This window comes from Microbacterium hibisci (assembly GCF_015278255.1).
In the GTDB taxonomy this organism is placed as follows: Bacteria; Actinomycetota; Actinomycetes; order Actinomycetales; family Microbacteriaceae; genus Microbacterium; species Microbacterium hibisci.
This window is the reverse complement of the sequence record NZ_JADIJC010000001.1, coordinates 622527-640980: the sequence shown is the minus strand read 5'-3', so window position 1 is coordinate 640980 and position 18454 is coordinate 622527. Positions and strand designations below refer to the sequence as shown.

Annotated in this window: 20 protein-coding genes and 2 tRNA genes; 13 read left to right on the top strand and 9 right to left on the bottom strand. The window is 71.2% G+C overall.

Annotation, left to right across the window (positions count from 1 at the left end; translation table 11 throughout):
- The first annotated feature begins 67 nt into the window (after positions 1–67).
- The 4 genes from IM770_RS03075 (at position 68) to IM770_RS03060 (ending at position 5191) form a co-directional block, all read left to right on the top strand.
- On the top strand, positions 68–1252 hold the full coding sequence (locus IM770_RS03075; RefSeq protein WP_203579627.1) for a cysteine desulfurase family protein: 1185 nt from the start codon (positions 68–70) through the stop codon (positions 1250–1252).
- A 9-nt stretch (positions 1253–1261) separates the two neighbouring features.
- Positions 1262–2359, top strand: coding sequence for a tRNA 2-thiouridine(34) synthase MnmA (gene mnmA, locus IM770_RS03070; RefSeq protein ID WP_203579626.1), 1098 nt, complete (start codon positions 1262–1264; stop codon positions 2357–2359).
- Positions 2360–2440: 81 nt separating this feature from the next.
- Positions 2441–4813: an NAD-dependent DNA ligase LigA gene (gene ligA / locus IM770_RS03065; RefSeq protein ID WP_203579625.1), complete on the top strand. Its 2373-nt coding sequence runs from the start codon at positions 2441–2443 to the stop codon at positions 4811–4813.
- A 69-nt stretch (positions 4814–4882) separates the two neighbouring features.
- On the top strand, positions 4883–5191 hold the full coding sequence (locus tag IM770_RS03060) for a YciI family protein (protein WP_203579624.1): 309 nt from the start codon (positions 4883–4885) through the stop codon (positions 5189–5191).
- Positions 5192–5209: 18 nt separating this feature from the next.
- Here the strand turns inward: IM770_RS03060 and IM770_RS03055 are convergent, their stop codons facing one another.
- Positions 5210–6910: a long-chain-fatty-acid--CoA ligase gene (locus IM770_RS03055; RefSeq protein ID WP_203579623.1), complete on the bottom strand. Its 1701-nt coding sequence runs from the start codon at positions 6908–6910 to the stop codon at positions 5210–5212.
- Positions 6911–7011: 101 nt separating this feature from the next.
- Here IM770_RS03055 and gatC point away from each other — a divergent pair, with 101 nt between their 5' ends.
- The 6 genes from gatC to IM770_RS03025 all read left to right on the top strand — a co-directional run bounded on the left by gatC (position 7012) and on the right by IM770_RS03025 (position 12710).
- A complete protein-coding gene (gatC, locus tag IM770_RS03050) occupies positions 7012–7311 on the top strand; it encodes an Asp-tRNA(Asn)/Glu-tRNA(Gln) amidotransferase subunit GatC (RefSeq protein WP_203579622.1) in 300 nt (99 codons plus the stop codon).
- Between the two features lie 9 nt (positions 7312–7320).
- Positions 7321–8841, top strand: coding sequence for an Asp-tRNA(Asn)/Glu-tRNA(Gln) amidotransferase subunit GatA (gene gatA / locus IM770_RS03045; RefSeq protein ID WP_203579621.1), 1521 nt, complete (start codon positions 7321–7323; stop codon positions 8839–8841).
- Entirely contained in the window at positions 8841–10364 is a 1524-nt protein-coding gene (gene gatB / locus IM770_RS03040; RefSeq protein WP_203579620.1) for an Asp-tRNA(Asn)/Glu-tRNA(Gln) amidotransferase subunit GatB, read from the top strand. Before gatA ends, gatB begins: the two co-directional genes overlap by 1 nt.
- Positions 10365–10460: 96 nt before the next feature.
- On the top strand, positions 10461–11720 hold the full coding sequence (dinB, locus tag IM770_RS03035; RefSeq protein WP_203579619.1) for a DNA polymerase IV: 1260 nt from the start codon (positions 10461–10463) through the stop codon (positions 11718–11720).
- Between the two features lie 101 nt (positions 11721–11821).
- Positions 11822–12142, top strand: coding sequence for a hypothetical protein (locus IM770_RS03030; protein ID WP_203579618.1), 321 nt, complete (start codon positions 11822–11824; stop codon positions 12140–12142).
- Entirely contained in the window at positions 12117–12710 is a 594-nt protein-coding gene (locus IM770_RS03025; protein ID WP_203579617.1) for a nucleoside/nucleotide kinase family protein, read from the top strand. The genes IM770_RS03030 and IM770_RS03025 overlap by 26 nt, the downstream gene beginning before the upstream one ends.
- A 7-nt stretch (positions 12711–12717) precedes the next feature.
- Here the strand turns inward: IM770_RS03025 and IM770_RS03020 are convergent, their stop codons facing one another.
- From IM770_RS03020 to IM770_RS02995, 6 genes are all read right to left on the bottom strand, one after another.
- Positions 12718–13212 carry a DUF2017 family protein gene (locus IM770_RS03020; protein ID WP_203579616.1) on the bottom strand — a complete coding sequence of 165 codons (495 nt, stop codon included), beginning with the start codon at positions 13210–13212 and terminating at the stop codon, positions 12718–12720.
- Positions 13209–13517, bottom strand: a complete 309-nt coding sequence (gene clpS, locus IM770_RS03015; RefSeq protein WP_307785358.1) for an ATP-dependent Clp protease adapter ClpS — start codon at positions 13515–13517, stop codon at positions 13209–13211. The genes IM770_RS03020 and clpS overlap by 4 nt, the downstream gene beginning before the upstream one ends.
- A complete protein-coding gene (locus tag IM770_RS03010; protein WP_203579614.1) occupies positions 13508–13858 on the bottom strand; it encodes a metallopeptidase family protein in 351 nt (116 codons plus the stop codon). Before IM770_RS03010 ends, clpS begins: the two co-directional genes overlap by 10 nt.
- 55 nt (positions 13859–13913) lie before the next feature.
- Positions 13914–13989, bottom strand: a tRNA-His gene (locus tag IM770_RS03005).
- Positions 13990–14026: 37 nt separating this feature from the next.
- The gene (gene orn / locus IM770_RS03000; RefSeq protein ID WP_203579613.1) at positions 14027–14653 is read right to left on the bottom strand and encodes an oligoribonuclease; all 627 of its coding nucleotides are present in this window, start codon (positions 14651–14653) and stop codon (positions 14027–14029) included.
- Between the two features lie 77 nt (positions 14654–14730).
- Positions 14731–14803 (bottom strand) — tRNA-Arg (locus tag IM770_RS02995).
- A 105-nt stretch (positions 14804–14908) separates the two neighbouring features.
- Here IM770_RS02995 and IM770_RS02990 point away from each other — a divergent pair.
- Complete coding sequence (locus IM770_RS02990; RefSeq protein ID WP_109211152.1) at positions 14909–15121, top strand: methyltransferase; 213 nt, start codon at positions 14909–14911, stop codon at positions 15119–15121.
- A 39-nt stretch (positions 15122–15160) separates the two neighbouring features.
- Here IM770_RS02990 and yczE read toward each other — a convergent pair whose 3' ends face one another.
- Complete coding sequence (yczE, locus tag IM770_RS02985) at positions 15161–15799, bottom strand: membrane protein YczE (protein WP_203579612.1); 639 nt, start codon at positions 15797–15799, stop codon at positions 15161–15163.
- 62 nt (positions 15800–15861) lie between these two features.
- Between yczE and yczR the strand changes: the two genes are divergently transcribed.
- A complete protein-coding gene (gene yczR, locus IM770_RS02980; protein ID WP_203579611.1) occupies positions 15862–17286 on the top strand; it encodes a MocR-like transcription factor YczR in 1425 nt (474 codons plus the stop codon).
- A gap of 79 nt (positions 17287–17365) precedes the next feature.
- Here the strand turns inward: yczR and IM770_RS02975 are convergent, their stop codons facing one another.
- Positions 17366–17629, bottom strand: coding sequence for a hypothetical protein (locus IM770_RS02975; RefSeq protein WP_203579610.1), 264 nt, complete (start codon positions 17627–17629; stop codon positions 17366–17368).
- A gap of 230 nt (positions 17630–17859) precedes the next feature.
- Here IM770_RS02975 and ssb point away from each other — a divergent pair, with 230 nt between their 5' ends.
- A complete protein-coding gene (ssb, locus tag IM770_RS02970) occupies positions 17860–18414 on the top strand; it encodes a single-stranded DNA-binding protein (RefSeq protein ID WP_203579609.1) in 555 nt (184 codons plus the stop codon).
- Positions 18415–18454 lie beyond the last annotated feature (40 nt).

Sequence of the window (18454 nt, the reverse complement as noted above, 5' to 3'; positions counted from 1 at the left end):
CGGGACCGGGTCCCACACACGCCGGGACTCGGACGCAACCCGGTGGCCGCGAGCGAAGGGGGGAGCCGTGCAGATCTATCTGGATCACGCCGCGACCGCGCCGCTGCGGCCGGAGGCCCGCGATGCCTGGATCGACGCCGCGGGCGCCGTCGGGAACGCCTCCTCGATCCACGGCGCCGGCCAGCACGCCCGTCGGCTGCTGGAGGAGGCGCGCGAGCGCCTCGCCGCCGTGATCGACGCGGACCCGATCGAGATCGTCTTCACGTCGGGCGGCACCGAGGCCGTCAACCTCGCGCTGAAGGGGCTCTGGTGGGCGCGCGGGGAGGATGCCGATGCCGTCGTCCTGCCCGATGGCGAGCACCACGCGACGCTCGACGCGGTCGAATGGCTCGAGGGCCAGGGCGCTCCGGTGCGCCGCGTCGCAGTGGACGCCCTCGCGCGCATCAGGTCGGACGACTTCGCCGCCGCCCTTCCGGGTTCCGCGCTCGCCACCGCGCTCGTGGCCAACAACGAGGTGGGCTCGGTCAACGACGCCGCCGCGCTGTCCGCGAGCGCGGCGGAGGCGGCGGTGCCGCTGCACCTCGACGCCGTGGCGGCCTTCGGGCACGTCCCGGTGTCGTTCCGACGCTGGCGCGGCGATGCCCGGGGACGCGCCGGGCTGGCGGCGATGAGTGTCTCGGCCCACAAGATCGGGGGTCCGGTCGGCGTCGGCGCACTCGTGGTCGCGCGTGGCGCCGAACTCGCGGCGCTCATGCACGGCGGCGGTCAGCAGCGGCGTCTGCGCGCGGGCACGCAGGACGTGCCGGGGGCGGTCGCGTTCGCGGTCGCCGCAGAGCTGGCCGAGAGCGAGCGCGAGGCCGAGGCGCACCGACTCGGCACCCTGCGGGAGCGCCTGGTGCGCGGCATCCGGAACACGATCCCCGATGCCGAGCTTCTCGGTGATCCCGTGGACCGCGTGCCCGGCAACGCGCACGTCCTCTTCCCGGGCGCGTCGGGCGAGACGCTGCTGTTCCTCCTCGACATGGCGGGCATCGCCGTCTCGACCGGTTCGGCGTGCCAGGCGGGGGTCCCCGAGCCGTCGCACGTGGTGCTCGCAATGGGGCGGACGGATGCCGAAGCCCGGCAGGTGCTGCGGTTCACGCTCGGGCGCACGACCGTCGACGCCGACGTCGAGGCGCTCCTGGACGCCCTGCCGGGCGTGGTCGAGCGGGCCCGCGCCGCGTCCGGGTCTTCGTCAGCCAAGGGTTCGTAGACTGGAGGCATGCGGATCCTTGCGGCCATGAGCGGCGGAGTGGACTCCGCCGTCGCGGCCGCCCGGGCCGTCGAGGCGGGCCACGACGTCGTCGGCGTGCACCTCGCGCTCTCGCGCGCGGGCGGCACCCTGCGCACCGGCAGCCGCGGCTGCTGCACGATCGAGGACGCCATGGACGCTCGTCGCGCGGCCGATCGCCTGGGCATCCCGTTCTACGTGTGGGACTTCTCCGAGCGCTTCCGCGACGACGTCATCGACGACTTCGTGGCCGAGTACCGGGCCGGTCGCACACCGAACCCCTGCATGCGGTGCAACGAGAAGATCAAGTTCGCCGCGCTCCTGGAGCGTGCGATCGAGCTGGGCTTCGACGCGGTGTGCACGGGTCATTACGCGACGCTCGTCGACGGGCCCGACGGTCTCGAACTGCACCGCGCGTCGGATGCCGCCAAGGACCAGTCCTACGTGCTCGGGGTTCTGAACGCCGAGCAGCTGGCGCACACGTACTTTCCGCTGGGCTCGACCCCGTCGAAGGCGGTCGTCCGGGCCGAGGCCGAGGAGCGCGGCCTCACCGTCGCCCACAAGCCCGACAGCCACGACATCTGCTTCATCCCCGACGGCGACACGCGCGGCTGGCTCGCCGAGAAGGTCGGCTCCGAGCACGGCGACATCGTCGATCGCACCGGCGCCGTCGTCGGATCGCACGAGGGCGCCCACGCCTTCACCGTGGGGCAGCGGCGCGGCCTGCAGCTGGGGGTGCCCGCCGCTGACGGCAAGCCCCGGTTCGTGCTCGAGGTGCGGCCGGTGTCGAACACCGTCGTGGTCGGCCCGAAGGAGGCGCTGGCCACCGCCGAGATCGCGGGCAAGCGGTTCTCGTGGGCGGGACGCCCGCAGCGGCCCGGGGAGTTCACGTGCCACGTGCAGATCCGTGCGCACGCCGAGCCGGTGCCCGCCACCGCCACGCTCGCGGAAGGGCTGCTCACCGTCGTCCCCGAGACTCCGTTCGACGGTGTCGCACCGGGCCAGACCGCCGTGCTCTACGACGGCACACGGGTCATCGGGCAGTTCACGATCGACCGGACGGTCTCGGCCCTCCCCGTCGAGGTCTGAACACGGCAGACGGATGCCGCGGCCGCGCCGGCCGCGATCCATCGACCTCGCGCTGTCCGAGCCCGCTCCTAGACTGAGCGGGTGACGGATGACGATCTCGGTACGCCCGCCTCGGCGCTCGACGAGCAGACCGCGCTCCCGCCCGACGCCGGCCTGGATGCGTCGCGGGCCGAGGCGCAGGAGCTGACGGAACGCATCATCGACGCGCGCGACGCCTATTACGGGCGGAACGCCGAACTCGTCGACGACGCGACGTACGACGGGTGGATCCATCGGCTCGAAGAGCTGGAGCGCCTGCACCCCGAGCTGCAGAGCCAGGACTCGCCCACGCAGACGGTCGGCGCGGCCGAGAGCTCGATGTTCGCGCCGGTCGAGCACGCCGAGCGGATGCTGAGCCTCGACAACGTCTTCAGCCTCGACGAGCTGCGGGACTGGTGCGTCAAGACCGAAGGCGCGGCAGGGCGCAAGGTGCGATGGCTCACCGAGTTGAAGATCGACGGCCTGGCGATCAGCCTCCGGTACGAGCGCGGCGTCCTCACCTCGGCCGCGACCCGGGGCGACGGTCGCACCGGAGAAGACGTCACGGTCAACGCCGTCCGCGTGGCCGGCATCCCGCAGCGGCTCGCCGGCAGCGGCCATCCGGATCTCGTCGAGGTCCGCGGCGAGGTGTTCATCCCCGTCGCGGCGTTCGAGCAGCTCAACGCGCTGCAGGCCGACATGCGCGATCGCGCCGTCGAAGAGACGCGGGCCCGCAGCCGTGCGTTCGACGAGACGAAGGCACGAGTCAGTGCCGAGCGCCGGTTCCCGTCGTTCGCGAATCCGCGCAACGCGGCCTCGGGCGGCCTTCGCCAGCAGCTCGACAAGAAGGACGGCCTGGAGCGCGAGGCGGGACAGGCGAGGCTGGACTCGCTCCGCCTGTTCGTCCACGGCATCGGCGCGTGGAGCCGGCCGCCGGTCGACTCGCAGAGCGAGACCTACGCCCTGCTCGCCGAGTGGGGCCTGCCCACGAGCCCCTACTTCCGCACTGCGGACGACATCGACGGGGTGCTGGACTTCGTCGCCCACTACGGCGAGCACCGCCACGACGTCGAGCACGAGATCGACGGCGTCGTCGTGAAGGTCGACGAGCTCGCCCTGCACGACGAGCTCGGGGCCACCAGTCGCGCACCTCGGTGGGCCATCGCCTACAAGTACCCGCCCGAGCAGGTGAACACCAAGCTCCTCGACATCGTGGTCTCGGTCGGTCGCACCGGGCGCGCGACGCCGTTCGCCGTGATGGCGCCCGCGCGGGTCGCGGGGTCGGTCGTGCGGCAGGCGACGCTCCACAACCAGGACGTGGTGCGCGCGAAGGGCGTGCTCATCGGCGACACCGTGGTGCTGCGCAAGGCCGGCGACGTCATCCCCGAGATCCTGGGCCCGGTCGTCGAGCTCCGTGACGGCACCGAGCGCGAGTTCGTCATGCCGGCCGACTGCCCGGAGTGCGGCTTCCCGCTCGCTCCGGCCAAAGAGGGCGACATCGATCTGCGCTGCCCCAACACCCGCGCCTGCCCGGCGCAGGTGCGAGGCCGGGTGGAGCACATCGGCTCGCGCGGCGCGCTCGACATCGAGGCGCTGGGCGAGGTGACCGCGGCAGCGCTGACGCAGCCGTCCGTTCCCGAGACGCCGCCGCTCGAGACCGAAGCCGGCCTCTTCGACCTCACGATCGAGCAGCTCGTGCCCATCGAGGTCGTCGTGCGCGACGCCGAGACCGGTGAGCCGCGGATCGACGACAAGACCGGCCAGCCCGTGCGCCGTTCGCCCTTCCGTCGCAATGCCAGCCAGGCGGAGAAGAAGTCCGGACTCACGGGACCGCAGCCGTCGGCTCAGGCGCTCACGCTCATCGATCAGCTCGAGCGGGCGAAGACGAAGGAGCTCTGGCGGTTCCTCGTCGCCCTGAACATCCGTCACGTCGGCCCCGTCGCGGCGCGCGCCCTCGCCCAGTGGTTCGGATCAGTCGAGGCGATCCGAACCGCCTCGCGCGACGAACTGGCGGGCGTCGAGGGCGTCGGCGGCATCATCGCGGACTCGCTCCGGGACTGGTTCGAGGTCGACTGGCATCGCGAGATCGTCGACCGGTGGGTCGCCGCGGGCGCACAGCTCGCGACTCCCGGTCATCCGGGGCCGGGCGCTGCGACGACGGCCGGAGGAGTCCTCGACGGGCTCACCGTCGTGGCGACCGGGTCGCTCGAGGGCTACAGCCGGGAGGGCGCACAGGAAGCGATCATCCAGGCCGGCGGCAAGGCGGCGTCCAGCGTCTCGAAGAAGACCGACTTCGTCGCCGCCGGTCCGGGCGCCGGCTCGAAGCTGGCGAAGGCGGAGGAGCTCGGCATCCGCATCCTCGACGCCGCGCAGTTCCATCTCCTCGTCACGCAGGGACCGACGGCCCTCGACGCCCTCGCGCCCGACGCGGGGTGACCCGGCATCGCAGGGCGCCGACCCTGCGTTGCCGGTGCGCGGCGTGTCGTCGCCTGCGATGATGGCGCCATGGCGCAGTGGCTCTATCGCATCGTCCCGACGAGGCCCGAGATGGTGGTCGACGCGACGCCGGAGGAGGAGCGCATCGTGGGCGAGCATTTCGCCTACCTCGTCAGCCTCCGCGATCGCGGCATCATGATCCTCGCCGGGCGCACGCAGGAGCCGGAGGGCACGTTCGGCATCACGATCTTCGAGGCCGAAGACGAGCACGCCGCCCGCTCAGTGATGGACGCTGATCCGGGTGTCGCCGGTGGGGTCTTCGCGGCGACGCTGCACCCGTACGCGGTCGCGGTCGCGCGCGACGGGCTCGCGGACTGAGCGCTCAGGCGCCGGTGTTCAGGCGCCGGTGTTCAGGGCGAGCAGCCGGTCGCGCACCTGGCGCCGCAGCACCTTTCCGATGAGGGACTTCGGCAGCTCGTCGACGACGTAGACCCGTCGAGGCACCTTGTAGGGGGTGAGGATGCCGCGCGCGAACTCCCGGATGGCCTCCACGTCGACCTCGTGGCCCGACGCGACGACGATCGCCGCGACGACCTCCTCGCCCGAGTGCTCGCTCGGCAGCCCGACCACGGCGGCATCCTCGATCAGAGGGTGCTGTCGCAGCGCGTTCTCCACCTCGGTGGGGGCCACGTTGAACCCGCCCGTGATGATCAGCTCTTTGATGCGGTCGACGATGCGCACGAAACCGGCGTCGTCGATCGTGACGATGTCGCCGGTGCGGAACCAGCCGTCGGCGAAGACCGCCTCGGTCTCCTCGGGCTTGCCGTAGTACCCGCTGAACACCTGCGGCCCGCGCACCACGAGCTCGCCGCGTTCGCCGGCCGGCACGTCCTGCGTCGGGTCGTCGGGGTCGACGACCCGGCACTCCGTCCCGGGCAGCGGCAGGCCGACGGTCCCGGGTACGCGGTTGTCGGCGACGGGGTTGGCCATCAGCACGGGCGAGCACTCGCTCAGGCCGTATCCCTCGACGAGGAACCCGCCCGACGCCGCCTCGAACGGCACCACCAGCTCGTGCGGCAGCGCCATCGCGCCCGAGATGGCGACCTCGGTGCCCGCCAGCGAAACGCCCTTCTCGCGTGCGGCCTTCAGGAGGCGGTCGGCGATCGGCGGCACGAGGGGGAGGAAGGTGGCCGGATGCTTCTTCGTGACGTCCAGCACCATGTCGGGGTCGAAGCGCGGGAACAGCACCAGGCGCGCGCCCATCGACATGGCGAACGTGAGGCACAGCGTCAGCCCGTAGGCGTGGAACATCGGGAGGACCGCGTAGACGACGCATCCGTCGCCCCTGACGATCGAGGGCACCCATGCCCGCGCCTGCGCCGCGTTCGAGAGCAGGTTCCGGTGGGTCAGCGACGCACCCTTGGGAGTGCCGGTCGTGCCGCTGGTGTACTGGATGAGGGCCAGATCGTCCGTGCCGGGGCGCGGGTGCGACGCGGGCAGGGGGGCCGTGGTGACGACCTGCTCCCACGGCACCGTGCCCGAGACGCGTTCGGTGAGCGCCTCGCGCGCCTCACGCGCCTTGGCCACGGGAAGTGTGAGCGCGACGCGCATGCGCCACGGCATCGCCTTGATGACGTCGACCGAGACGAGGCTCGTGACCGCCAGGTCGGCGGGGAAGTCCTGCACCGTCTTCACGACCTTCGACCAGACGATCGCGTGCTTCGCGCCGTGGTCTTCGAACTGCTTGCGCAGTTCGCGCGGCGTGTAGAGCGGGTTGTGCTCGATCACCACGGCTCCGAGGCGCAGGATCGCGTAGAACGCGACGATGTGCTGCGGGCAGTTCGGCAGAACGATCGCGACCGGGTCGCCGGCCTTGACGCCGAGGGCTCGGAGACCTGCGGCGGCGCGCTCGATCTGCTCGTGCAGGGAGCGATACGAGGTCTCGCGTCCGAAGAACTGCAGGGCGGCGGCATCCGGATAGTCCCGCGCGGAAGCGTCGACGATGTCGACGAGCGAGCCGGTGACGGGGGAGAGGTCGTCCGGGACGCCCTCCGCGTAGCTGGCGATCCAGGGGCGAGGCGGGTCGTAGGTCGTCACGCGCACAGCCTACGCCGACGGCACCAGGCCCCGCGGGAGCGCCGAGGGAGCGGATCCGAACCTGTCCGGGGCGGCCTCCGGTCGCCGACTAAACTGTCGGGGTGTCTGAAATCACCCCTGATCTCGTGCGCCATCTCGGTGTGCTCGCCCGGATCCAGCTGAGCGACGAGGAGGTCGGGCGCCTGACGGGTCAGCTCGATGCGATCGTCGACAACATCGCCAAGGTCTCCGAGGTCGCCACTCCCGAGGTGCCCGCCACCAGCCACCCGATCCCGCTGGAGAATGTGTTCCGATCGGACGTGGCTGGTGACCAGCTGACTCCCGCGCAGGTGCTGCAGAACGCGCCCGACTCGGCCGACGGCCGCTTCCGCGTGACCGCGATCCTCGGCGAAGAGCAGTAAGGGACAGACGTGACCGATCTCACGAAGCTGAGCGCCGCCGCGCTCGCAGAAAAGCTCACGGCGGGCGAGGTGTCGAGCGTCGAGGCGACGCGGGCGCACCTGGACCGGATCGCCGCGGTGGACGCCGACGTCCACGCCTTCCTGCACGTCAACGGCCAGGCGCTCGACGTGGCCGCCGACATCGACCGCCGCCGTGCGGCCCGCGAAGAGCTCGGCCCGCTCGCCGGCGTCCCGCTCGCGATCAAGGACGTGCTCGTCACGACGGACATGCCGTCGACGAGCGGCTCGAAGATCCTCGAGGGCTACATGTCGCCCTACGACGCGACGGTCGTCGCACGTTCGCGTGCGGCGGGCCTGGTGCCGCTGGGCAAGACGAACATGGACGAGTTCGCGATGGGCTCGTCCACCGAGCACTCCGCGTACGGCCCCACCCGCAACCCGTGGGACCTCAGCCGCATTCCCGGCGGTTCCGGCGGCGGATCGGCAGCGGCCGTCGCCGCATTCGAGGCGCCTCTGGCCCTCGGCTCCGACACCGGCGGTTCCATCCGCCAGCCCGCACACGTGACGGGGACCGTCGGCATCAAGCCGACCTACGGCGGTGTCAGCCGCTACGGCGCGATCGCGCTCGCCTCGAGCCTCGACCAGGTAGGACCCGTCACGCGCACCGTCCTCGACGCGGGCCTGCTGCACGACGTCATCGGCGGCCACGATCCGCACGACTCGACCTCGCTCGCACACGACTGGCCGTCGTTCGCCGCCGCGGCCCGCGAAGGCGCCACCGGGGACGTCCTCAAGGGGCTCAAGGTCGGCGTCATCCGGGAGCTTCCCGACAGCGGCTTCCAGTCCGGGGTCTCGGCGTCGTTCCGCGCCGCGCTGGCGGCGATGGAGGCGCAGGGCGCCGAGATCGTCGAGATCAGCGCCCCCCACTTCGAGTACGGCGTCGCCGCGTACTACCTGATCCTCCCGGCCGAGGCGTCCAGCAACCTGGCGAAGTTCGACTCGGTGCGCTTCGGCCTGCGCGTCGACGTGCCCGGCGGCACGGTCGAGGACGTCATGGCGGCGACGCGCGATGCCGGCTTCGGCGACGAGGTGAAGCGCCGCGTGATCCTCGGCACCTACGCGCTGTCGGCGGGTTACTACGACGCCTACTACGGGTCGGCCCAGAAGGTGCGCACCCTCATCCAGCGCGACTTCGCCGACGCGTTCTCGCAGGTCGATGTCATCGCGACGCCGTCGGCGCCCACCACGGCGTTCAAGCTCGGCGAGAAGATCGACGACCCGCTGCAGATGTACCTCAACGACGTGACGACGATCCCCGCCAACCTCGCGGGCGTGCCGGGGATCTCGATCCCCTCCGGCCTCGCCGCCGAGGACGGACTGCCCGTCGGCATCCAGTTCCTCGCCCCGGCCCACGAGGACGCGCGGCTGTACCGCGTCGGGGCGGCGCTGGAGACCCTGCTCGTCGACTCGTGGGGCGGGCCGCTCCTCGACAGGGCGCCGGCGCTCGGCGCGAACGGAGGTGCTCGCTGATGGCAAAGGACAAGCTGATGGACTTCGACAAGGCGCTCGAGCTCTACGAGCCGGTGCTCGGCTTCGAGGTGCACGTCGAGCTCAACACCGAGACCAAGATGTTCTCGGCTGCCGCCAACCCGGCGAACTCGGCCAACCACGATGCCGAGCCGAACACACTCGTCGCGCCGGTCGACATGGGCCTGCCCGGTGCGCTGCCCGTCGTGAACGAGACGGCGGTCCGATACTCGATCAGCCTGGGGCTCGCGCTCGGCTGCTCGATCGCACCCTCGAGTCGGTTCGCGCGGAAGAACTACTTCTACCCCGACCTGGGCAAGAACTATCAGATCTCGCAGTACGACGAGCCGATCGCGTTCGAGGGATCGGTCGAGATCGAGCTCAGCGACGGCGAGATCGTCACCGTGCCGATCGAGCGCGCGCACATGGAAGAGGATGCCGGCAAGCTCACCCATGTCGGCGGCTCGACCGGTCGCATCCAGGGCGCCGAGTACTCGCTCGTCGACTACAACCGGGCGGGCGTCCCGCTCGTCGAGATCGTGACCAAGCCCATCTTCGGGGCCGAGCACCGGGCACCTGAGATCGCGAAGGCGTACGTCGCCACGATCCGCGACATCGTCATCGCGCTCGGCATCTCGGAGGCGCGCATGGAGCGCGGCAACCTGCGCTGCGACGCCAACGTCTCGCTTCGCCCCCGCGGCCAGGAGAAGCTCGGCACGCGCACCGAGACGAAGAACGTCAACTCGATGCGCTCGGTCGAGCGCGCCGTGCGCTACGAGATCCAGCGGCAGGCGGCGATCCTCGCCGCCGGCGGCACGATCATCCAGGAGACGCGGCACTGGCACGAGGACACCGGCACGACGTCGCCCGGACGCCCGAAGTCGGACGCCGACGACTACCGGTACTTCCCCGAGCCTGACCTGCTGCCCGTCGCACCCTCGCTCGAGCTGATCGAGCAGTTGCGCGCGGCTCTGCCGGAGCCGCCCGCGGCCCGTCGCCGTCGGCTGAAGGGGGACTGGGGCTTCACGGATCTCGAGTTCCAGGATGTGGCGAACGGCGGCCTGCTGGCGGAGGTCGAGGCGACGATCGCTGCCGGCGCTTCGCCGGCCGCCGCGCGCAAGTGGTGGACCGGCGAGCTCACGCGGATCGCGAACAGCCAGGGTCGCGAGCCCGCTGAGCTTGCCACGCCGTCCGACGTTGCGGCCCTGCAGGGGCTCGTCGAGGCGGGCACCCTCACCGACAAGCTCGCCCGCCAGGTGCTCGAGGGTGTCATCGCAGGCGAAGGCACCCCGCAGGAGGTCGTCGACGCCCGCGGACTCGCGGTGGTCTCCGACGACGGCGCGCTCATCGCCGCCATCGATGAAGCGCTCGCGGCTCAGCCCGACGTGCTGGAGAAGATCCGCGACGGAAAGGTCCAGGCCGCCGGCGCAGTGATCGGGGCGGTCATGAAGGCGATGAAGGGCCAGGCCGACGCGGCGCGCGTGCGCGAGCTCATCCTGGAGCGCGCGGGCTCGGCCGACGCCTGAGTCGCGCCGCGCCGTTCGGCGCAAGGTCTCGGAGAGGGCGGATCCCAGGGGGTCCGCCCTCTCTCGGATGTCGGCGATCGCTGGGAGGATCGAGCAATGGGACGCGGTGACGGAACCGGGCGGCTGACGTCGCCCGACAACGCCGACGACGCCGGAACCGGCATCCTCCATGTCGACATGGACGCGTTCTACGCGTCCGTCGCCGTCCTCGACGACCCGGGTCTTCGGGGAAAGCCGATCATCGTCGGGGCCGCCGAAGGCAGAGGAGTCGTCTCGAGCGCCTCGTACGAGGCGCGGCGTTTCGGCGTCCGCTCGGCGATGCCCGTCGGGCAGGCGCTCAAGCTGTGCCCGACGGCGATCGTGGTGTCGCCAGACTTCGGCCGCTTCCTGGAGGAGTCGGCCAAGGTCATGGCGATCTTCCGCGACTTCACGCCGCTGGTCGAGCCGCTGTCGATCGATGAAGCGTTCCTCGACGTGCGGGGAGCCCGCCGGCTGTGGGGGAGTCCCGGCCGGATCGCGCGGATGCTCCGCGCCCGCGTGCTCGCCGAGACCGGCCTGACGTGCTCCGTCGGCGTCGCCGCGACCAAGCACGTCGCGAAGATGGCGTCGACCATCAGCAAGCCCGACGGTCTCCTCATCGTGCCCGCGGCCGCCACGGCGGAGTTCCTCGCTGCGCGGCCCGTCGGTGCCCTCTGGGGCGTCGGTCCCAAAGCGGTCGAAGCGCTGCACGGGCGTGGCATCCGCACCGTCGCCGACATCCTCCAGACGCCGCGCGCCGTGCTCGATCGCACGCTCGGTGCGGCGATGGGTGAGCGTGTCTGGCATCTCGCGCGCGGGCTGGACGCGCGGAGGGTCGAGACCGAGCACATCGAGAAGAGCATCGGGCACGAGGAGACCTTCGACGTCGACATCGCCGACGCGGCGGTGCTGCGCAGCGAGCTGCGCCGGCTCGCGGACCGGGTGGGAGCGCGTCTGCGCCGGCACGACTGGGAGGCATCCACGATCTCGATCAAGATCCGCTTCGCGGATTTCACCACGATCACGCGGACGCAGACGCTCGCCGATCCGACCGCGGTGTCGCAGCGGATCGGGGATGCCGCGCTCGACCTTTTCGACGGCATCGACCGGCACCAGCCGGTGCGACTGGTCGGCGTCCGCGCCGAGAAGCTGCGTCGTGCAGGAGAATCCGCTCCGGCGCTGTGGGACGAGGACGCCGGGTGGCGGAGCATAGAGGGCGCGCTGGACGGCGCGACCGCGCGGTTCGGCACGGGGGCCATCACCCGCGCCAACCTCTTGGGCAAGCCGCGGGGCGGGCGCACGCTCCCGTCCAATCCTCGACCGCCTCGCGAGGACTGACTCCGGCGCTCGGACGACGGCGTCGGCGGGGAGTCTTCGCGTCCGTCCGGACTCGCATCGCGCTACTGGGCGTCTGCCCGCAGGGCCGGTAGCGTGGAGCCATGCCCAACATCGCACTCGAGCTCGGCAAGCAGTCGGCGTCCTTCGGCGTGACGAGCGCCTACGGCGAGCAGCAGGACGTCGACGGCGTCCGCATCATCCCCGTCGCGCTGACGTGGTCCGGCTTCGGAGGCGGGTCGGACGAAGCGGGCAACGGTGCCGGCGGCGGCGGAGGCTGGGCCGTTCCGGTCGGCGCGTACATCCGCCGCGGCGACGACCTGCGATTCGAGCCGAACATCGTCGCGCTGGTCACCGTCGCGATCCCGTTCGTCTTCTTCGCCGGCCGCGCCCTCAGCCGTGTCATCCGCGCCCTCAAGAAGTAGCCAGGACGCGGTCGGCAACTCCCTCGCGATCGCGGTCGACCATGTCATCGAGGCGATCGCGGCGGTCGCGGCATCCAACCCCGTCGTCCTCATCGACGGACGCAGCGGCGCCGGCAAGAGCTCGCTCGCGCGATCGCTCGTCAGCCGCTGGCCCCTGCGCGGACGGGTGCAGCTGGTTGCGCTGGATTCGCTCTACCCGGGCTGGGATGGCCTCGACCAGGGCGTCGCGCTCGCAAAGGAGCTGATCCTCACTCCGCACGCCCGCGGCATGATCGGCGTCTGGCAGCGCTGGGACTGGACCGTGGGCGAGCCGGCCGAGGCGCACGCCGTCGATCCGTCGCTGCCGCTCATCGTCGAGGGGGCGGGGCTGCTCACCCCGGCGACGGCGCGGCTCGGTGACGTGCGGGTGTGGCTCGAGTCGCCGGCAGTCTCGCGCAAGCAGCGCGCGCTCGCACGCGACGGCGACACCTATCGCCCGCACTGGGATCGCTGGGCCCGTCAGGAACAGCGGCACGTCGCGCGGGACGACCCGATGAGCCTCGCCACGCTGGTCTTCCCGGTGCCCTGAGGCCGCCTCAGTCCTCGCGTTCGAGCGCGCCCACGAGGCCGTCGAGCCGGTAGCCGATCCAGTCGTAGACGCCGAACCGCGGATCGTCCTGGTCGTGGTCATCCTCTTCCGCCACGCCCAGGCGCGTCGCCAGCACCAGCCGCACCGCAGCCAGGGTGCGCAGCCACGCGCGGGCGGTATCGCCATCGAGGCGGATCTCCACCTGCTCGAAGAGGGCCGGGTCGTCGGGGTCGTCCGGGATGTCGGCCGCATCGGTCAGCGACGCGAGCACGACCCCGGCGTCGGCGCTGCGCCGGTCGAGCAGGTCGGACTGCGTCAGCGAGCGGAACTCCTCCGCCGCGCTGTCGTCCTCCCGGTAGGCGGGCGGGACGAGCCGCGCGATCGCAGGATCACCCTGTTCCGGCGCGGAGTCGCGCAGGAGCTCCGCGAACTGTCCGACGAGGCCGGCGAGGTGGGCGGCCTCCAGGCGCGTGATCTCGACGACGACGATCCGGCCGGTCATTCCGGGGCCTGCCTCACGGTCGCCCACAATCCGTAATCGTGCATCGCCTGCGCGTGAAGCTCCATCTGCTCGCGCGCCCCCTGCGACACGACGGCGTGACCCTCGTGGTGCACGGCCAGCATGAGCCGTTCCGCGTCGGTGCGAGGGAGTCCGAAGTACTCGCGGAAGACGTGCGTCACGTAGCTCATCAGGTTGACCGGATCGTCCCACACGACGGTCTGCCACGGACGAACCGGGTCGACACGACGTCCGAGGTCGGTCTCCTCCTCGACGGAGGGCGTCGCGAGCGCCGCCATCACGCCCACCCCAGCTCGTGGAGCCGGTCGTCGTCGATCCCGTAGAAGTGCGCGATCTCGTGCACCAGCGTGGTGTGCACCTCGTCCCGCAGTTCGTCCTCTCCGTCGCAGGCCGCGAGATGCGGCTCGCGGTACACGATGATGCGATCGGGCAGTTCGCCGACGCCGTAGCGCTCGCGCTCCGTCAGGGCCCAGCCGTCGTAGAGACCGAGCAGATCGAGGCTGCCGTCGTCGGGTCGGTCCTCGACCACGAACACGACGTTGTCCAAGCCCTCGACCATGTCGTCGGGCAGGGCATCCAGTTCGTCGATCACGAGCTGCTCGAAGGTCGCGGCATCCATCTCCATCATGATGCCTCGTCCTAAAGCGAATGGGGCGCGTTCGCCGCGCCCCATTCGAAGGAATTGGGGTGAGTAACGGGACTTGAACCCGCGACCCCCTGGACCACAACCAGGTGCTCTACCAACTGAGCTATACCCACCATGTCTCCCGCCTGCGCGGGCAACCAGACGATTCTCTCACACCTCGGGAGCAAACGACGACACGGCGGCGGCCGCGGCAGCACGCGCCCCGTCGCTCGTCGGGCCGGGCTCGGGAACGAACACGGCCTGCCGGTAATACGCCAGCTCGCGGATCGATTCGAGGATGTCTGCCAGGGCGCGATGCCCGCCCTCTTTGGCGGGTGCGTGGATGTACGCACGGGGGTACCAGCGCCGGGCGAGCTCCTTGACGCTCGAGACGTCGACGTTGCGATAGTGCAGCCAGCGGTCGACGCGAGGCATGTACTTGGCGAGGAACATGCGGTCGGTGCCGATCGTGTTCCCGGCGAGGGGCGCCTTGCCCTCGAGCGGCACGAAGCGCTGGATGTACTCCAGCACCTGGAACTCGGCATCCGCGACGCTGATGCCGTGCGGGATCTCTTCGAGCAGTCCCGACGTGCGGTGCATGTTGGTGACGAACTCGTTCATGTTGGCCAGAGCCGAGTCGTCGGGCTTGATCACCACATGGAAGCCCGGGTCGAGCAGCCGCAGTTCGAAGTCGGTCACGACGACGGCGATCTCGACCAGCTCGTCGACACCGAGGTCGAGTCCTGTCATCTCGCAGTCGATCCACACCAGACGATCGTTCTCGGAAGCCCCCACCATGCGCTCCATCCTCGTGACGGGTCCAGACATCGTGCGGCCTGGACGGGATCGCAGCTCCCACGCCGCGACCCGCTGTGCCCCTCCGGGAGGATTCGAACCCCCGACCTGGCGGGTAGAAACCGCTCGCTCTGTCCCCTGAGCTACGGAGGGAAGGTGCTCCCCACAGTACCCGGTCGCGCCACACCGTCGCGGACGCTGGCGCTGAGACGCCTCGCGGCGTAGCGTCAGGAGCGGAGGCCTCGAAAGGAGTTCACGATGAGCACCACGGAGACGCACCACCCCCTCTGGGTCGCCTACGGACCATCCGGCGTCGCCGGAAGCATCCGCAAGGACGACGAGGGCTACACCGTCACGATGGCGGGCGCCGATCAGTCAGCGGGCACGTATCCGACGATGGAGATCGCGAAGAGCGCGCTCCACGCGAGGATGGCGCCGGGCAGCGACTGGCCGATGTTCCGGGAGCACTGACGCTCTCGCAGGCGACGACGGGCGACCGGTAGCCGAGCGTCAGGCAGACGGCTCGGCGACCGTCGACGTGTCGGCGTGACGCGTGCCGGTGCGGCGGGTCGCGTCGCGGCGCGTGTCGAGCAGCGGCAGCGCCACGTGGACGAGCGGGCCGATGAGCACCGCGAACAGTACCGTGCCGATGCCGACCGTTCCGCCGAGCGCCCACCCGACCAGCAGCACCGAGATCTCGACGACGGCGCGGCAGAGCCAGATCGGCCACCCCAGGCGCGCGTTCAACCCCGTCATGAGTCCGTCCCTGGGGCCCGGCCCGAAGCGGGCGCCGATGTAGAGCCCGGACGCCACCGCGACCATCACGATGCCTCCCAGCAGCGTTGCGAGTTGCGCGAAGAATCCGGAGACCGGGGGAACCAGCCCCAGCACGAGCTGCATGCTCGTGCCGACGAGGAGGATGTTCGCCACCGTACCCACCCCCGGCTTCTGGCGGAGCGGGATCCACAGCAGCAGGACGAAGAAGCCCACGATGTTGGTGATCCACCCGATGCCGACGCCCGTTCGCACCGAAAGCCCCTGGGCGAACACCGTCCACGGATCCACGCCCAAGCCCGCCTCGACGGTGAGGGCGCAGCCCGCTCCATAGAGGAAGAGTCCGACGAGCAACTGGACGATTCGGCGTGGCATGTCATCCATCCAATCGCACAATTGGCTCGATTCGAGCAGTCCAATGCGACTAGCCTGGCCTCATGGACTCCCGGATTTCGGCGCGCGCGCTCGCGCTGTCGCTGGGCGGGTGGCGGACGCGCGAGCCCGCGTACGAAGCACTGGCCGACGGCATCCGCCTGCTCTGCCTGGACAACCGGCTCGCGCCCCGCACCGCCCTGCCCGCTGAACGGGAACTGGCTGCGGCGCTGCAGGTGAGCCGCAGCACCGTGGCCGCGGCCTATCGGAGTCTGCGCGACACCGGCCACATCGCCAGTCTCCGCGGCTCGGGCAGCGTCACTCTTCCGCTCGGGGGCCGCGACGCCGGCCGCGTGGACCCCGCCGAGGGCATGATCGACCTCCAGCAGGCCAGTCCACCGGCCTGGCCGGGGCTGTCGGGCATCATGGCCGAGACGGCCGCCGGCGCTCCGGCACTGGTGTCCCGAGTTGGCTACGACGTGCTCGGCCGCATCGAGCTGCGCGAGGCCATCGCGCGTCGCTACGCCGCGCGCGGGATCCCGACTCGGGCGGACGAGGTGCTGGTGACCACCGGGGCGCAGAGCGCGATCCACCTCGTGTCGTCGGTGCTGATCGGTCGAGGAGACCGGGTGCTGGTCGAGACGCCCACCTACCCGCACGCGGCCGATGCGCTCCGCCGGGCAGGTGGGCGTCTCGTGGGCATCCCGGTGACGACGGACGACGGCTGGGACGTGGATCGCGCGGAGCAGGCGTTCGCCCGGACCCTGCCCGTGATGGCCTACCTCATGCCGGACTTCCAGAATCCGACCGGCCGCAGCATGAGCGCGGCAGAGCGACACGCCCTGCTCGCCGCCGGTGAGCGCGCAGGTTCGGTCATCGTCCTGGATGAGACGACGGCGGACCTCGACATCGACCGGGGTCGGCTCGCCCCGGGCTTCGAGGCATCGGAGCCGGGAACGGTCGTGCGGCTCGGATCGCTCGGCAAGACGGTGTGGGGCGGGCTGCGACTTGGGTGGGTGAGAGCCGACGGAGACCTCATCCGGCGACTCGTCGCGGCACGACCCGCCCACGACCTCGGGACACCCGAATTCGAGCAGGCCGTCGCCACGCGACTGCTCGACAGATTCGACGGGATCGTCGAGCAGCGGTCGGCGCTGCTGCGCTCAGGACGCGACGCGGTGACCGGCGCGCTGCGCGAGGCACTGCCCGGCTGGGGCATCCCCGAGACCCACGGAGGCGTGTCGCTGTGGATCGAACTGGGCGAACCGCTGAGCTCGGCGCTGGTGATGGAAGCTCGTTCGCGGGGCGTGCTGCTGAGTGCCGGTCCTCGCTTCTCGGTGGACGGCGGCCACGAGCGGCACCTGCGCGTGCCCTTCACCTCGCCGCCGGAGGAGATGGTGCGCGCCGCGCAGGTGCTGGCCGAGGCCTGGGCATCGGTGCGAACGGGCGCGCCGTCGGCCCTCGTGGAGCGGGCCGGCGCGGTCGTCTGAGGATCGCCGATCCGCGTCCGAGCCGGCCGAGCCCGGGGAAGCCCGGCCAGGCCGGCGCTCAGCGCCTGTCGCCCGCGCGTCAGTGCGCAAGGCGCAGGCACTCCAGTGCGTCGTCCGCGCTCCAGAATTCCCCGAGCTCGCGGAAGGCCCGCGAGGCTGCGTGGAACCTGCGCGCGCGGTAGCGGATACCGCCCGCCTGCGTGTGCGCCTGCAGGTGACCGATGACGAGTCCGCGGGGATCGACCACCCGCCACAGCGAGGGCGCTGCCGCGACGAGGCGCACCGCTGTCGAGCGCTGCAGCGTCGGTGGATCGGCGCTCGATGGTTCGAGGATGAGATTCATGATGCCTCCTTCACTGTCGAACATAGCTACGACCTCCGACATCGCCCTTCCCGCCGTTCATCCGGCCATTCCTCCCCAACCGCATCCGCGCGTCGTCCGTCCACAGATGCGCCTCCCGGCGTCCCCGCGCGCACGGAGTGCCGGAAGGCTGAACCCACCGCCGGCGCCTTTCGGGCACGGGGCGCCGGCGGTACCGGGGACGGACCTCGGGACGACAGAGAGGTTGCGAGATGAGCGACACAGGCGACACCATCACGATCACCGGGAACGTGGCCACGGCTCCCGAACTGAAGCGCACTCCGGGCGGTGTCTCGATCACGACCTTCCGCGTGGCGAGCGGTCAGCGCCGATTCGACCGGGGAACGGGGGAGTGGTCGGACGCGGGCACGAACTGGTACACGGTCTCGGTGTTCCGGAAACTCGCGGATCACGCGTTCCACTCGCTCCAGCGCGGTGACCGCGTGATCCTGACGGGCAAGCTGCGTCTGCGGGAATGGGACAACGGCACCAAGCGCGGCACGGCCATCGAGATCGACGCCGACGCGATCGGCCACGATCTGCGCTGGGGCACGACGACGTTCGTCAAAGATGCGCAGTCGGGCGGGAGCACCGCGGCGGGCACCTCTGCAGAGGGCGGCGACCGCGCGGCGGACGCCTGGGCGGTGCCGGGCACGGGGGATGGCCTCGGGAGCGCGGACCGTGCCTCCGCCGCGGAGCCTGGCGGCGCGGCGCTGGTGGGAGCGACCGCAGGCCACGACGATGCGGACGCCGGAATCCCGTTCTGACGCGTTCAGCCCGCTCGGGGCTCGCGGCCCTAAACTCTCC